This window comes from Pseudomonas sp. BC42 (genome assembly GCF_021560055.1).
GTDB lineage: Bacteria > Pseudomonadota > Gammaproteobacteria > Pseudomonadales > Pseudomonadaceae > Aquipseudomonas.
The window spans coordinates 6405355-6419477 of the sequence record NZ_CP091067.1 but is presented as its reverse complement, the minus strand read 5'-3'; the positions used below and the strand labels follow the sequence as shown (position 1 = coordinate 6419477).

At 63.7% G+C, this 14123-nt stretch carries 12 protein-coding genes; 10 read left to right on the top strand and 2 right to left on the bottom strand.

Annotation, left to right across the window (positions count from 1 at the left end):
• Positions 1 to 62 precede the first annotated feature (62 nt).
• Positions 63 to 1955, bottom strand: coding sequence for a methyl-accepting chemotaxis protein (locus tag L1O02_RS29000; protein ID WP_235759187.1), 1893 nt, complete (start codon positions 1953 to 1955; stop codon positions 63 to 65).
• Between the two features lie 282 nt (positions 1956 to 2237).
• On the opposite strand from L1O02_RS29000, the gene L1O02_RS28995 reads away from it, so the two are divergent.
• Together L1O02_RS28995 and L1O02_RS28990 are read left to right on the top strand one after the other, a co-directional pair.
• Positions 2238 to 2492, top strand: a complete 255-nt coding sequence (locus tag L1O02_RS28995; RefSeq protein ID WP_011058771.1) for a hypothetical protein — start codon at positions 2238 to 2240, stop codon at positions 2490 to 2492.
• A 33-nt stretch (positions 2493 to 2525) separates the two neighbouring features.
• Positions 2526 to 3095 carry a lipocalin family protein gene (locus L1O02_RS28990; protein WP_060837123.1) on the top strand — a complete coding sequence of 190 codons (570 nt, stop codon included), beginning with the start codon at positions 2526 to 2528 and terminating at the stop codon, positions 3093 to 3095.
• 77 nt (positions 3096 to 3172) lie between these two features.
• Here the strand turns inward: L1O02_RS28990 and L1O02_RS28985 are convergent, their stop codons facing one another.
• On the bottom strand, positions 3173 to 4537 hold the full coding sequence (locus tag L1O02_RS28985; protein ID WP_235759185.1) for a formimidoylglutamate deiminase: 1365 nt from the start codon (positions 4535 to 4537) through the stop codon (positions 3173 to 3175).
• Between the two features lie 107 nt (positions 4538 to 4644).
• Here L1O02_RS28985 and hutC point away from each other — a divergent pair, with 107 nt between their 5' ends.
• From hutC to hutH, 8 genes are all read left to right on the top strand, one after another.
• Entirely contained in the window at positions 4645 to 5394 is a 750-nt protein-coding gene (hutC, locus tag L1O02_RS28980; protein WP_016968643.1) for a histidine utilization repressor, read from the top strand.
• Positions 5391 to 5963: a HutD family protein gene (locus L1O02_RS28975; RefSeq protein WP_060842235.1), complete on the top strand. Its 573-nt coding sequence runs from the start codon at positions 5391 to 5393 to the stop codon at positions 5961 to 5963. Before hutC ends, L1O02_RS28975 begins: the two co-directional genes overlap by 4 nt.
• Before the next feature lie 417 nt (positions 5964 to 6380).
• Positions 6381 to 8063 carry a urocanate hydratase gene (gene hutU, locus L1O02_RS28970; RefSeq protein WP_047301154.1) on the top strand — a complete coding sequence of 561 codons (1683 nt, stop codon included), beginning with the start codon at positions 6381 to 6383 and terminating at the stop codon, positions 8061 to 8063.
• Between the two features lie 144 nt (positions 8064 to 8207).
• Positions 8208 to 9677, top strand: a complete 1470-nt coding sequence (locus L1O02_RS28965; RefSeq protein WP_235759183.1) for a cytosine permease — start codon at positions 8208 to 8210, stop codon at positions 9675 to 9677.
• 75 nt (positions 9678 to 9752) lie between these two features.
• Positions 9753 to 10718 (top strand): ABC transporter substrate-binding protein, encoded by a 966-nt coding sequence (locus L1O02_RS28960; protein WP_235759181.1) that lies wholly within the window; start codon positions 9753 to 9755, stop codon positions 10716 to 10718.
• Positions 10719 to 10790: 72 nt separating this feature from the next.
• On the top strand, positions 10791 to 11642 hold the full coding sequence (locus L1O02_RS28955; RefSeq protein WP_235759179.1) for a proline/glycine betaine ABC transporter permease: 852 nt from the start codon (positions 10791 to 10793) through the stop codon (positions 11640 to 11642).
• Positions 11639 to 12469 carry a glycine betaine/L-proline ABC transporter ATP-binding protein gene (locus L1O02_RS28950; RefSeq protein ID WP_110595378.1) on the top strand — a complete coding sequence of 277 codons (831 nt, stop codon included), beginning with the start codon at positions 11639 to 11641 and terminating at the stop codon, positions 12467 to 12469. Before L1O02_RS28955 ends, L1O02_RS28950 begins: the two co-directional genes overlap by 4 nt.
• A gap of 69 nt (positions 12470 to 12538) precedes the next feature.
• Positions 12539 to 14062 carry a histidine ammonia-lyase gene (gene hutH, locus L1O02_RS28945; RefSeq protein WP_235759177.1) on the top strand — a complete coding sequence of 508 codons (1524 nt, stop codon included), beginning with the start codon at positions 12539 to 12541 and terminating at the stop codon, positions 14060 to 14062.
• Positions 14063 to 14123 lie beyond the last annotated feature (61 nt).

Sequence of the window (14123 nt, the reverse complement as noted above, 5' to 3'; positions counted from 1 at the left end):
TTCGCCGGCAAGCCGGCTCCTACGCAAGAGTGGTAGGAGCCGGCTGCCGGCGAAGCTGCTCCTCAGATACGGAAGCTGCCCACCAGATGCTGCAGGCGCTTGGCCTGTTGTTCCAGGTCGGCGCAGGCACGCAGGGTGGCTTGCAGGTTTTCCACCCCTTCCTGATTCAGGGTGTTGATTTCGGTGATGTCGACATTGATCGACTCCACCACCGCGGTCTGTTCCTCGGTGGCGGTGGCCACCGACTGGTTCATGCCATCGATCTCGCCGATGCGTTGGGTCACGCTGCCCAGGCGTTCGCCGGCCTGGTTGGCGATGCCGACGCTGCTTTCGCTCTCGCGCTGGCTTTCGGTCATGGTGCCCACCGCTTCACGGGCGCCCACTTGCAGCTCCTCGATCATTTTCTGCACTTGCTGCGCCGAATCCTGGGTACGGTGGGCGAGGTTGCGCACCTCGTCCGCCACCACCGCGAAGCCGCGCCCGGCCTCACCGGCGCGGGCCGCTTCAATGGCGGCGTTGAGGGCCAGCAGATTGGTCTGCTGAGAGATGCTGGTGATCACCTCAAGGATCTGCCCGATGTTCACCGTATTGCTGTTGAGCGTCTCGATGTTGTCGCAGGAGCTGCTGATCTTCGCCGACAGCTGATGCATGGCGGCGATGGTCTGATCCACCACTTGCTGGCCGTCTTGCGCCAGGCTGCGGGCCTCGCTGGAGTGCTGCGAGGCGAGGGCGGCGTTCTGGGCGATTTCCTGGGCGGCCGCGCCCAACTGGTTGATGGCCGCGGCTACGCTGCTGGTGCGCGAAGCCTGTTGGTCGGAGTTGAACATCGACGAGTTGGAGGCGGCGACTACGCGCAGGGCCACTTCGTTGACCTGGCCGGTGGCCGAGGACACTTCGCGGATCGAGCTGTGGATGCGTTCGACGAAACGGTTGAACGACAGCCCCAGGGTGCCGAATTCATCGTGGCCATGGATCACCAGGCGCTTGGTCAGGTCGCCTTCGCCTTCGGCGATGTCGTGCATGGCCCGGCCCATCACGTGCAGCGGCTGCATCAGCATGCGGATCAGCATGCCCAGCAGACTGATGATGATCACCACCGCAATCAGCATGGCGATGATCGCCGAGGTGCGAAATTCACTGAGCACGGCGAAGGCGGTGTCCTTGTCCAGGACCAGGGCCACGTACCAGTCGGCCGAAGGCACGCCGTTGACATGGGTGAAGGAGATCAGTTGGGTCTTGCCATTGAGCTGCACTTCTTTCAGCCCGGGGCTGATGCTCGGGGCGCCCGCGGGGTAGGCCTCGGCGAGACTCTTGAGCACCAGCTTGCTGTCGGGGTGGATCAGGATCTTGCCATCGGCGCTGACGATGAAGGCCTGGCCATGACCGCCGAAGTTCAGCGAGTTGATGATGGCGCTGATGCTCGACAGATCGATGTCGGCGCCGGCAACGCCGATCATCTGGTTCTGATGCTGCACCGGGGTGGCCACGGTGATCACCAGCTTGCCGGACGAAGCGGCGATGTAGGGTTCGGTGACGATGGTCCGTTGCGCGCCGGTGGCCGCCTTGTACCAGCCGCGGGCGCGGGGGTCGTAGTCGGCGGCGCGATTGCCGGCCGGCACCGAAAACATCACGCCGTCCTGGCCGCCGAAGTAGCTGAGCTGGAAGTTGCCGGTGTAGGCGGGCAGGCCGACGCTGCGTTTCAGGCTCTCGGCGCCGCTGCCGTCCACGGCAATCTGCTGGGCCAGAGACTGCAGGAGCTGGATGCGGCTTTCCAGCCAGGTCTGGATATTGCTGGTGGTCAGGCTGCCCAGTTCCTGCATGGTTGACTCGGTGCTATTGCGCAGGGCTTCGCGCTGTCGGTAGTCGTTGAACAGAATAAAACAGGCGAACGCGACGGCCACCACCAGGGCGGCGGCGAGCAGGATCTTGTGGCTGAACCTCATGTTTCTGGTCATTAAGTGAACTACCGCGATGGGCTGGTCAACGAGGGGGCGTCAATTTGCCACAGTGGAAGGTTTTGCGCTGCAGTTATGTCGACTGGCCATCAAGGAAGATGAGGAGCGGGCGGGGAAAACCGACGAACTGCAGGGCCGGGTGAAAAGGTGCTTGATTTGCCGGGAAAATGCCTCGCTCGCCGGGCAACAAATACCCGGTCGCGCGGGGAACCAGAAGGGGGTTTTCTCTTCTAAGCTTCTGGTTGGCTGACAGGCCTTCCCCCCTTCGTCCAGGAGTTCACCATGTCCCTGCGTTCTCTCGCTCTGTTGTCCTTCTGCGTGCTGCTGGCCGCGTGCAGCAAGGTCAATCAGGAAAACTATTCCAAACTCTCGGCGGGCATGCCCAAGGCCGAGGTCGAACAACTCCTGGGTAAGCCGACCGACTGTTCGGGCGCGCTGGGTATGTCCAGTTGCACCTGGGGCGACAAGAACAGCTTTATCAGCGTGCAGTATGCCGGTGACAAGGTGCTGATGTTTTCCGGGCAAGGCCTGAAGTAAGAACCGGGGCCTCGGGCCCACGGGAGAAAAATAATGATGCGTTTTGTTTTCACTCTTCTGGTCGGCCTGCTCTTGGCCGGCTGCGCCACGTCCCGGGACGATTCGCTGGCGCCCAAGACTGTCAACCATGTCGATCTCAAGCGTTACCAGGGGACCTGGTACGAGCTGGCGCGGTTGCCGATGTATTTCCAGCGTAACTGCGCGCAATCCGAGGCGCGTTACACCCTGTTGCCGGAGGGCAACGTGGCGGTGCTCAATCGCTGCCTGACCCCGGAGTGGAAGTGGGAAGAGGCCCGGGGTACCGCCACGCCTCAGGTGCCGGGCAAGACCGACAAGCTGTGGGTCGAGTTCGATAACTGGTTCTCGCGGCTGCTGCCGGGAGCGACCAAGGGCGACTACTGGGTGCTGTATGTCAGCGATGACTACAAGACCGCGATTGTCGGCAACCCCAACCGGCGCTACCTGTGGTTGCTGTCGCGCACGCCCGAGGTCAACGAGACGGTGCGCGAAGAGTTGCTGAGCAGGGCGCGTCAGCAGGGTTATGACACCACGCGATTGATCTGGCGGGTGTCGGACTCGGCCATGGCCAAGACCTCGAAGTAGACCTGTAGGAGCCGGCTTGCCGGCGAAGGCGCTTTCATGGACGCTTTCGCCGGCAAGCCGGCTCCTGTGCCTATGGGTCAGTTGAGCAGGTCGCGCAGGACCTGGGTGAAGGCCCGGCTGCTGTCTTCTTCGGCGCTATGGTGTCCGTCGCGCACAACCCACTGGCCACCCACCATCACATCCCGCACCTGACGGTCGCCACCGGCAAACAGCCAGCGGTTGAGAATGCCATCGCCCTCGGCCGTGGCCAGGTAAGGGTCGTTGCCATCCAGCACCAGCCAGTCGGCACGCTTGCCCACGGCCAGGGCACCCATGTCTTGCCCCAGGGCCTGGGTGCCGCCGTCCAGCGCGGCGTCGTACAAGGTCCGCCCCACCATGGGCTGGTCGGCGCGGTACAGGCGGTTGCGCCGTTGATCCCGCAGGCGCTGGCCGTATTCCAGCCAGCGCAGCTCTTCCACCACGCTCAGCGAAACATGGCTGTCGGAGCCGATGCCCAGGCGCCCGCCCTGGGCGAGGAAATCCACGGCCGGGAAGATGCCGTCCCCCAGGTTGGCTTCGGTGGTCAGGCACAGGCCGGCAATGGCCCGGCTCTTGGCCATGAGGCTGACTTCTTCCGGGTTGGCGTGAGTGGCGTGGACCAGGCACCAGCGCTGGTCCACCGCGACGTTTTCGTACAGCCATTGCAGGGGACGGCGTCCGCTCCAGGCCAGGCAGTCGTCAACTTCCTTCTGTTGCTCGGCGATGTGGATATGCACCGGACACTGGCGGTCGCTGGCGGCCAGCACTTCGCTGATCTGCTGGGGCGTGACTGCGCGCAACGAGTGGAAGCACAGGCCCAGTTGCTGGTTGGCCTGTTGCGCCAGTACGGGTTGCAGGCGCTGTTGCAGCTGGAGGTAGTTTTCCGTGCTGTTGATGAAGCGGCGCTGGCCGTCATTCGGCGCCTGGCCACCAAAGCCCGAGTGGCTGTAGAGCACGGGTAGCAGGGTCAGGCCGATGCCGCTGGCGGCGGCCGCCTGGCTGATGCGTCGGGACAACTCGGCAGAGTCGGCGTAGGGCCGGCCATCGCTGTCGTGGTGCACGTAATGGAATTCGGCCACCGAGGTGTAGCCGGCCTTGAGCATTTCGATGTACAGCTGGCGGGCGATGATCTCCAGCTGTTCGGGGCTGATCTTGCCCACCAGGCGGTACATCAGGTCGCGCCAGGTCCAGAAGCTGTCGTTGGGGTTGCCGGCCACTTCCGCCAGCCCGGCCATGGCCCGCTGGAACGCGTGGGAGTGCAGGTTGGGCATGCCGGGCAGCAGCGGGCCCTTGAGCCGTTGTGCACCTTCGGCGCTGGCGTTGGCCTGGATCTGTGTCAACAGGCCATCGGGGCTGACTTCAAGACGTACATGGTTGGCCCATCCATCAGGCAGCAGCGCGCGTTCGGCGAAGAAGGCGGACATGGTTCAAGCACCCCATCGTGTGTTATTTGTATATACATATACAGACGTTTGCCTGCCCGGTAAACTCCGGCAAGCTAGTCACCTTTTTTCCTCAACAAGGATTTCCTGTGCCGACTCCGCCTGCCAAATCGCCGCTGGCTGCCCATCTGGGCGATAGTCCGGCGCCCTTGTATGCCCGCGTCAAACAGATGATCACCCAGCAGATCGAGAGCGGAAACTGGCCACCGCATTACCGGGTTCCCTCGGAAAGCGAGCTGGTCAACCAGCTGGGTTTCAGCCGCATGACCATCAACCGCGCGCTGCGTGAGATGACCGCCGAAGGCATGCTGGTGCGCATGCAGGGCGTGGGCACTTTCGTCGCCGAGCCCAAGAGCCAGTCGGCCCTGTTCGAAGTGCACAACATTGCCGACGAGATTGCTTCCCGCGGTCATCGCCACACCTGCCAGGTCATCACCCTGGGTGAAGAGGCCGCCGGTTCCGAGCGTGCCCTGGCCCTGGACATGCGTGAAGGGCAGAAGGTCTTCCACTCGCTGATCGTGCATTTCGAGAACGACATCCCGGTGCAGATCGAGGATCGCTTCGTCAACGCCCTGGTGGCGCCGGAGTACCTCAAGCAGGACTTCACCCTGCAAACCCCTTACGCCTATCTGTCCCAGGTGGCGCCGCTGACCGAGGGCGAGCATGTGGTCGAGGCGATCCTCGCCGAGCCCGAGGAGTGCCGGCTGCTGCAGATCGAGCGCGGCGAGCCCTGCCTGCTGATTCGCCGTCGCACCTGGTCCGGACGTCAGCCGGTGACCGCTGCCCGCTTGATCCACCCCGGCTCCCGTCATCGTCTGGAAGGACGCTTTCACAAATGATCCAGTCCACTCTGTTACGCGCCGCCGACTACCCGCGCATGCCCTGGAAAAACGGCGGCGGCAGCACCGAAGAAATCACCCGTGACGCCGGCACCGGCCTGGAAGGCTTTGGCTGGCGCCTGTCGATTGCCGACATTGGCGAGTCCGGCGGCTTCTCCAGCTTTGCCGGTTATCAGCGGATCATCACCGTGCTGCAAGGCGCGGGCATGCAACTGACGGTGGATGGTCAGGCCGTGCGGCCGTTGCTGCCGCTGGACCCCTTCGCCTTCAGTGGCGCCAGCCAGGTGAGCTGCGCACTGCTGGACGGGGCGATCCGCGACTTCAACCTGATTTACTGCCCTGAGCGTTATGCCGCTCGTTTGCAGTGGCTCGATGGTCAGCAGCGCTTCTTTACCCAGGCCCACACCGTGCTGGTGTTCAGTGCCGCCGAGCAAGCCTGGGTGGACACAGGTAGCAGCCCGTTGCAGGCCCTGGGTCGTTACGATTGCCTGCGCCTGGATGGCAATGCCGGAGTACTGGAGATCGCCACCGACGGACGCTGCTGCGTCATCGAGCTCACTGCCCGCTGATGTCCATGGGCTGTCGCAGTCCGGGATACGGACCGCGACGGCTGCAGGTTTCCCCTCCTTATAGCTTCCCTTCGATGACCCGCGGATGCTGGTCCGCGGCACTGGTGTGTGCGGCGCATCTTTTCCGGTCGGGGCGGTGTCTCCCGCGCACCCATTTGTTACCGAACGCCCCAGGACAGCGCAAAACCGCTGTTTGGTAACAGCCTGGCGGCTGAGCAAAATCCTCTTCTCAAAAAATCTCGCTTGTTTGAAAGCCTTGTTCCACAAGGCCCGCGGTTTCATCCACGGGCTTTTCAGGGATGTCTCATGCAAGTTGGCCGCTTGATTGCATATGCTTGTATGTACAAGTAAATATGTGTGCGTAAGAGTCGATGGAATCCTCTTCGCACCTTGGACTCATCGCCGAGGAGTTTTTCCGTGACTGACAGCAAACCCACCAAATTCCGCAACGTCGAAATCCGTGCCGCACGTGGCAACAAGCTGACCGCCAAGAGCTGGCTGACCGAAGCGCCGCTGCGCATGCTGATGAACAACCTCGATCCGGAAGTTGCCGAGAACCCCAAGGAACTGGTGGTCTACGGTGGCATTGGTCGCGCCGCGCGCAACTGGGAGTGCTACGACAAGATCGTGGACGCCCTGACCCAGCTGAATGACGACGAAACCCTGCTGGTGCAGTCCGGCAAGCCGGTGGGTGTGTTCAAGACCCACAGCAACGCGCCACGGGTGCTGATCGCCAACTCCAACCTGGTGCCGCACTGGGCCAGTTGGGAGCACTTCAACGAGCTGGACGCCAAGGGCCTGGCCATGTACGGCCAGATGACCGCCGGCAGCTGGATCTACATCGGTAGCCAGGGCATCGTCCAGGGCACTTATGAAACCTTCGTCGAAGCCGGTCGCCAGCATTACGACTCCAACCTCAAGGGCCGCTGGGTCCTGACCGCCGGCCTGGGTGGCATGGGCGGCGCGCAACCGCTGGCCGCAACCCTGGCCGGGGCCTGCTCGCTGAACATCGAGTGCCAGCAGACCAGCATCGACTTCCGCCTCAAGACCCGCTACGTCGACGAACAGGCCACCGACCTGGACGACGCTCTGGCACGGATCAAGAAATACACCGCCGAAGGCCGCGCGATCTCCATTGCCCTGTGCGGTAACGCTGCCGAAATCCTGCCGGAACTGGTGCGTCGCGGCGTGCGTCCGGACATGGTCACCGACCAGACCAGCGCCCACGACCCGCTCAACGGCTACCTGCCCAAGGGCTGGACCTGGGAGCAGTACCGCGACCGCGCCAAGACCGAGCCGGCTGCCGTGATCAAGGCCGCCAAGCAGTCGATGGCCGAACACGTCAAAGCCATGCTGGCGTTCCAGAAGATGGGCGTCCCGACCTTCGACTACGGCAACAACATCCGCCAGATGGCCCAGGAAGAGGGCGTCGAGAATGCCTTCGACTTCCCGGGGTTCGTGCCGGCTTACATCCGTCCGCTGTTCTGCCGTGGCGTTGGTCCATTCCGCTGGGCGGCGCTGTCCGGCGACCCGCAGGACATCTACAAGACCGACGCCAAGGTCAAGGAACTGATCCCCGACGACGCCCACCTGCACAACTGGCTGGACATGGCCCGCGAGCGCATCAGCTTCCAGGGCCTGCCGGCGCGGATCTGCTGGGTCGGCCTGGGCCAGCGCGCCAAGCTCGGCCTGGCGTTCAACGAGATGGTCCGCAGCGGCGAGCTGTCGGCGCCGATCGTCATCGGTCGCGACCACCTGGACTCCGGCTCCGTGGCCAGCCCGAACCGTGAAACCGAATCCATGCAGGACGGCTCCGACGCCGTGTCCGACTGGCCGCTGCTCAACGCCCTGTTGAACACCGCCAGCGGTGCGACCTGGGTTTCCCTGCACCACGGTGGCGGTGTCGGCATGGGCTTCTCCCAGCATTCGGGGATGGTCATCGTCTGCGACGGCACCGATGAAGCGGCCGAGCGGATTGCCCGGGTGCTGCACAACGATCCGGCCACCGGGGTCATGCGTCATGCCGACGCCGGTTACCAGATCGCCATCGACTGCGCCAAGGAACAGGGCCTGAACCTGCCGATGATCACCGGCAAGTAACCGGAGCGTCGGTTCACCCACTCTCCCTGTAGGAGCCAGCTTGCTGGCGAAGCAAGCACCGCGCGGCATCAGATGCACCGCCTCGCGAGCAAGCTCGCTCCTACAGTGGATATCGTCAGTAGTGCCCATAGAGGTTTGACGTCCATGGCTTTAGCGAATGATCGTGCCAACAACAAACCGTTGATTGAAAGGCGTTCGATCGACTACATCCCGGAAGCGGAAAGACACGGTCGTCTACTGAGTCAGTTCACCCTGTGGCTGGGTGCCAACCTGCAGATCACGGCGATCGTCACCGGGGCTCTGGCGGTGGTGCTGGGCGGCGATGTGTTCTGGTCGTTGATCGGGCTGTTGATCGGGCAACTGCTGGGCGGAGGGGTGATGGCGCTGCATGCGGCGCAAGGGCCGAGGCTCGGCCTGCCGCAGATGATTTCCAGCCGGGTGCAGTTCGGCGTCTATGGCGCCGCCATCCCGATGGTGCTGGTGTGCCTGATGTACCTGGGGTTCACCGCCACCGGCACGGTGCTGTCCGGCCAGGCGCTGGGCCAGATGTTCGGTGTCAGCGACAGTCTCGGCATCCTGATCTTCGCCAGCGTCATTGTGCTGGTCACCGTGCTCGGTTATCGGGTGATCCACTACATCGGTCGGGTCGCTAGCGTGATCGGCGTGGTCGCCTTCTTCTATCTGTTCAGTCGGCTGCTGGAGCAGACCGATGTCAGCGCCTTGCTGGCGATTCGGCACTTCAGCTGGAGCAGCTTCCTCCTGGCGGTGTCGTTGGCCGCGTCCTGGCAGATCGCGTTCGGACCCTACGTGGCCGACTATTCGCGCTACCTGCCGAGCAAGACGTCGCCGTTGAAGACGTTCTTCGCCGCTGGCGCAGGCTCGGTGATCGGTGCCCAGGTGGCGATGGTGCTCGGCGTGTTCGCCGCGGCCCTGTCCCAGGGCCAGTTCGCCGGTCGTGAAGTGGCCTACATCGTCGGCCTGGGCGGTAGCGGCGCCATTGCCGCGATGCTCTATTTCAGCATCGCCTTCGGCAAGGTGACCATCTCGACGCTGAACTCCTACGGCAGCTTCATGTGCATCGCCACCATCATCAGCGGCTTTCGCGGCGAGCTGAAAGTGACGCGCTTGCAGCGGCTGATCGCGGTGTTGCTGATTGTCGGCACCGCGACCCTGATCGCGCTGCTGGGCCAGCACTCGTTCCTCGGCGCCTTCAAGTCTTTCATCCTGTTCCTGCTGGCGTTCTTCACGCCCTGGAGCGCGATCAACCTGGTGGATTTCTACTGCATCACCAAGGAGCGCTATGACATCCCGGCACTGTCCAACCCGGACGGTCGCTACGGTCGCTGGAATGCCATGGGCATCACTATTTATGTGTTCGGCGTGCTGATCCAGATGCCGTTCATTTCCACCCACTTCTATACCGGCCCCCTGGTGGCGAGTCTGGGCGATACCGATATCTCCTGGATCATCGGCCTGCTGGTGCCGGCGGCGTTGTACTACGTGTGCGCGAAGAAGTGGCATGGCGCGGTGCCCGAGCACCTGATCCTGCCGCAAGAGCAGGGTGCGCCGATCGAACAAGAACTGAGTGGGACCGGCCGCGCTGCTGCGGTGTGAGTCTTGACGGGACGTGGACAGGGCTGGATGCCTCTTAACTGCCGTAAGCCAACTTATGATTAGGAGCGTCACACAATGAAAATGCATAAGACCCTGCTGACCACGTTGCTGTCCATGGGCTTGCTGGCCGCCTCCGGCGCCCAGGCGGCCGGCTGGTGCGAGTCGGGCAAACCGGTGAAGTTCGCCGGCCTGAACTGGGAAAGCGGCATGTTGCTGACCGACGTCCTGCAGTTCGTCCTGGAGAAGGGCTACGACTGCAAGACCGACAGCCTGCCGGGCAACTCCATCACCATGGAAAACGCCCTGGGCAGCAATGACATCCAGGTCTTCGCCGAAGAGTGGGTGGGCCGCAGCGAGGTGTGGAACAAGGCCGAGAAGGCCGGCAAGGTGGTGGGCGTCGGCGCGCCGGTGGTGGGAGCCGTCGAAGGCTGGTACGTGCCGCGCTATGTGATCGAGGGCGACGCCAAGCGCAAGCTCGAAGCCAAGGCGCCAAACCTGAAAAACATCGCCGACCTGGGCCAATACGCCAGCCTGTTCAAGGACCCGGAAGAACCGGGCAAGGGCCGCTTCTACAACTGCCCGGCGGGCTGGACCTGCGAGCTGGACAACAGCGAGATGCTCAAGAGCTACGGCCTGGAAAGCCACTACACCAACTTCCGTCCGGGCACCGGCCCGGCCCTGGATGCGGCGGTGCTGTCGAGCTACAAGCGTGGCGAGCCGATCCTCTTCTACTACTGGTCGCCGACGCCGCTGATGGGCCAGGTGGACCTGGTCAAGCTGGAGGAGAAACCCGGCGTCGACAAGAGCGTGAGCATCAAGGTCGGCCTGTCCAGGACCTTCCACGACGAGGCCCCGGAACTGGTGGCGGTGCTGGAAAAGGCCAACCTGCCCATCGACCTGCTCAATCAGAATCTGGCGCGGATGACCCGCGAACGCATCGAGTCGCCGAAACTGGCGAAACTCTTTCTCAAGGAACATCCTGAAGTCTGGCACCCATGGGTCAGCGAAGACGCGGCCAGGAAAATCGACGCGGCCTTGTAGGTCGAGCCTTTCCGGCGGTTCGCAAGCACCGCCGGAAGCCGGACCACAACCTCCTTTGATCGAGAATTTCTTATGTTTCCAGACCGCTTCACTTTTTCCATCGCCGACTGGGTCAATGGCTGGGTCGACGCCCTGGTGACCAACTACGGCGATGTGTTCCGGCATATCTCCGACACCCTGCTGTGGGCCATCGTCAACCTGGAGGGCCTGCTGCGCCTGGCACCCTGGTGGCTGATGCTGGCGATTGTCGGCGGCATCGCCTGGCATGCGACCCGCAAGCTGCTGACCACGGCGGTGATCGTCGGCCTGCTGTTCCTGGTGGGCGCCGTCGGCCTGTGGGACAAGCTGATGCAGACCCTGGCCCTGATGCTGGTGGCCACGCTGATCTCGGTGTTGATCGGCATCCCCCTGGGGATTCTTTCGGCCCGCAGCAACCGCTTGCGCTCGGTGCTGATGCCGCTGCTGGACATCATGCAGACCATGCCCAGCTTCGTGTACCTGATCCCGGTGCTGATGCTGTTCGGCCTGGGCAAGGTGCCGGCGATCTTCGCCACGGTGATCTACGCTGCGCCGCCGCTGATCCGTCTCACCGACCTGGGGATCCGCCAGGTGGACGGCGAGGTGATGGAGGCGATCAACGCCTTTGGCGCCAACCGCGGGCAGCAGCTGTTCGGTGTGCAACTGCCCCTGGCCCTGCCGAGCATCATGGCCGGGATCAACCAGACCACCATGATGGCCCTGTCGATGGTGGTGATCGCCTCGATGATCGGCGCCCGCGGCCTGGGCGAGGATGTGCTGGTGGGCATCCAGACGCTCAACGTCGGGCGTGGCCTGGAAGCGGGATTGGCGATCGTGATTCTGGCGGTGGTGATCGACCGCATTACCCAGGCCTACGGTCGTCCACGTCATGAGGTGAGCAAATGAGCAGTGCTGCCGTGAGCAAGATCGAAGTCAGGAACGTCTTCAAGATATTCGGCAACCGCCCCTCTGACGCCCTGGCGATGATCCGCCAGGGCCAGAGCAAGGATCAGGTGCTGGCCCAGACCGGCTGCGTGGTGGGGGTCAATGACCTGTCGCTGAGCATCGGTACCGGTGAGATCTTCGTCATCATGGGCCTGTCCGGTTCCGGCAAGTCGACCCTGGTGCGCCACTTCAACCGTCTGATCGACCCCACCAGCGGCGCGATCCTGGTGGACGGCGAAGACATCCTGCAATACGACATGGAGGCCCTGCGCCAATTCCGCCGGCACAAGATCAGCATGGTGTTCCAGAGCTTCGGCCTGCTGCCCCACCGCAATGTGCAGGACAACGTCGCCTATGGCCTCAAGGTGCGTGGCGAGAGCAAGTCGCTGTGCGCCGAACGGGCCCTGCACTGGATCAACACCGTGGGCCTCAAGGGCTATGAGAAGAAGTACCCGCACCAGCTGTCCGGCGGCATGCGCCAGCGGGTCGGCCTGGCCCGGGCCCTGGCCGCGGACACCGACATCATCCTCATGGATGAAGCCTTCAGCGCCCTGGACCCGCTGATCCGCGCCGAGATGCAGGACCAGTTGCTGGAGCTGCAGAAGACCCTGCACAAGACCATCGTCTTCATCACCCACGATCTGGACGAGGCCGTGCGCATCGGCAACCGCATTGCGATCCTCAAGGACGGCCGCCTGATCCAGGTGGGTACGCCGAAGGAGATCCTGCATTCGCCGGCGGACGAGTACGTCGACCGTTTCGTCCAGCGTCGCGCCGCCACCGTGTAGGAGCCGGCTGGCCGGCCAAAGGTCCGGCAAAGCGGCAGACAACCCAAGGTTTGCAAGAAGAGGTCCCCGATGTCCCAGGCTGAAAAAATCGTTATCGCCGACGCCCCCCTGGGTTGGCAGGATGTAGTCGCCGTCGCCCGTCATGGCGCGCAGCTGGCGCTTTCGGCCCAGGCCTGGGCGCGTATCGACAATGCCCAGGCCATCGTCCGCCAGGTGGTGGACAGTGGCGAACGCGCCTATGGCATCAGCACGGGGCTGGGCGCCTTGTGCAACGTGGTGCTGGCCGGTGAGCAACTCAGCCAGCTGTCGCGCAACACCTTGCTCAGCCATGCCTGCGGCGTGGGCCCGGCCTTGGCCGATGAGCAGACCCGGGCGATCCTCTGCGCCGCCATCATCAACTACAGCCACGGCAAATCCGGCATCCACCGCCAGGTGGTCGAGGCGCTGCTGGCCCTGCTCAATCGCGGCATCACCCCCCAAGTACCGTCCCAGGGCTCGGTGGGTTACCTGACCCACATGGCCCACATTGGCATCGCCTTGCTGGGCGTCGGTCAGGTCAGCTATCGCGGTCGTGTTGTCAGCGCCGAACAGGCCCTGGCCGAAGAGGGGCTGCAGCCGGTGCAACTGGGGGCCAAGGATGGCCTGTGCCTGGTCAACGGCACGCCGTGCATGACCGGCCTGAGCTGCCTGGCCCTGGCCGACGCCAGCCGCCTGCTGCAGTGGGCCGATGTGATCGGTGCCATGAGTTTCGAGGCCCAGCGCGGCCAGATCGACGCCTTCGATGCCCAGATCATTGCCCTCAAGGCGCACCCCGGCATGCAGGTGGTGGGCAGCAACCTGCGGGCCTTGCTCGACGGCAGTGAAGTCATCGCCGCCAGCCGCGGCATCCGTACCCAGGACGCCTTGAGCATCCGCTCCATTCCCCAGGTGCACGGCGCAGCCCGGGATCAACTGGCCCACGCCGCCAGGCAGGTGGAAACCGAGCTCAATGCAGCTACCGACAACCCGTTGCTGCTGGGCACCCCGCAGCAGTACCGCGTGGTGTCCCAGGCCAACCCCCACGGGCAATCGGTGGCGCTGGCGGCGGACTTGCTGGCCATCGCCATGGCCGAGATCGGCGCCATTGCCGAGCGTCGCCTGGACCGCTTGATCAACCCTCATGTCAGCGGCTTGCCGGCGTTCCTGGTGAGCGAGCCCGGGGTCAACTCCGGAATGATGATCGTGCAATACGTTGCGGCCTCGCTGTGTGCCCAGAACCGTCAACTGGCACAGCCGGCAGTGCTGGACAACTACGTGACCTCGGGCCTGCAGGAAGACCACCTGAGCCTGGGCACCAATGCCGCCCTGAAGCTGCATCAGGTACTGGAGAACTGCACCCAGATCCTGGCCATCGAGTACCTGCTGGCGGCCCAGGCTTTCGAATTTCTCAAGGCGCAGCGCTTCGGCACCGGTACCGGTATCGCCTGGTGCCTGTTGCGCGAGCGGGTCCCGGCTTATGACCAGGACCGTTGGCTGGCGCCGGACATTGCCAGCGCAGCGGCTCTGCTCAGGGATCCGGAGCTGCTGCACAAACGTTTTTCCAAGGTGCAATAAACCGTTTTTTCCATCACCAGCGTGCCAAGGCGTCACTCGTGCAAAACCGCGAATGACGACG

Excerpts from the sequence above, each read along its gene's own strand:
- L1O02_RS29000 (WP_235759187.1), bottom strand. The coding sequence starts at position 1,955 with ATGACCAGAAACATGAGGTTCAGCCACAAGATCCTGCTCGCCGCCGCC.
- L1O02_RS28995 (WP_011058771.1), top strand. The coding sequence starts at position 2,238 with ATGTCCCTGCGTTCTCTCGCTCTGTTGTCCTTCTGCGTGCTGCTGGCC.
- L1O02_RS28990 (WP_060837123.1), top strand. The coding sequence starts at position 2,526 with ATGATGCGTTTTGTTTTCACTCTTCTGGTCGGCCTGCTCTTGGCCGGC.
- L1O02_RS28985 (WP_235759185.1), bottom strand. The coding sequence starts at position 4,537 with ATGTCCGCCTTCTTCGCCGAACGCGCGCTGCTGCCTGATGGATGGGCC.
- L1O02_RS28975 (WP_060842235.1), top strand. The coding sequence starts at position 5,391 with ATGATCCAGTCCACTCTGTTACGCGCCGCCGACTACCCGCGCATGCCC.
- L1O02_RS28965 (WP_235759183.1), top strand. The coding sequence starts at position 8,208 with ATGGCTTTAGCGAATGATCGTGCCAACAACAAACCGTTGATTGAAAGG.
- L1O02_RS28960 (WP_235759181.1), top strand. The coding sequence starts at position 9,753 with ATGAAAATGCATAAGACCCTGCTGACCACGTTGCTGTCCATGGGCTTG.
- L1O02_RS28955 (WP_235759179.1), top strand. The coding sequence starts at position 10,791 with ATGTTTCCAGACCGCTTCACTTTTTCCATCGCCGACTGGGTCAATGGC.
- L1O02_RS28950 (WP_110595378.1), top strand. The coding sequence starts at position 11,639 with ATGAGCAGTGCTGCCGTGAGCAAGATCGAAGTCAGGAACGTCTTCAAG.
- hutH (WP_235759177.1), top strand. The coding sequence starts at position 12,539 with ATGTCCCAGGCTGAAAAAATCGTTATCGCCGACGCCCCCCTGGGTTGG.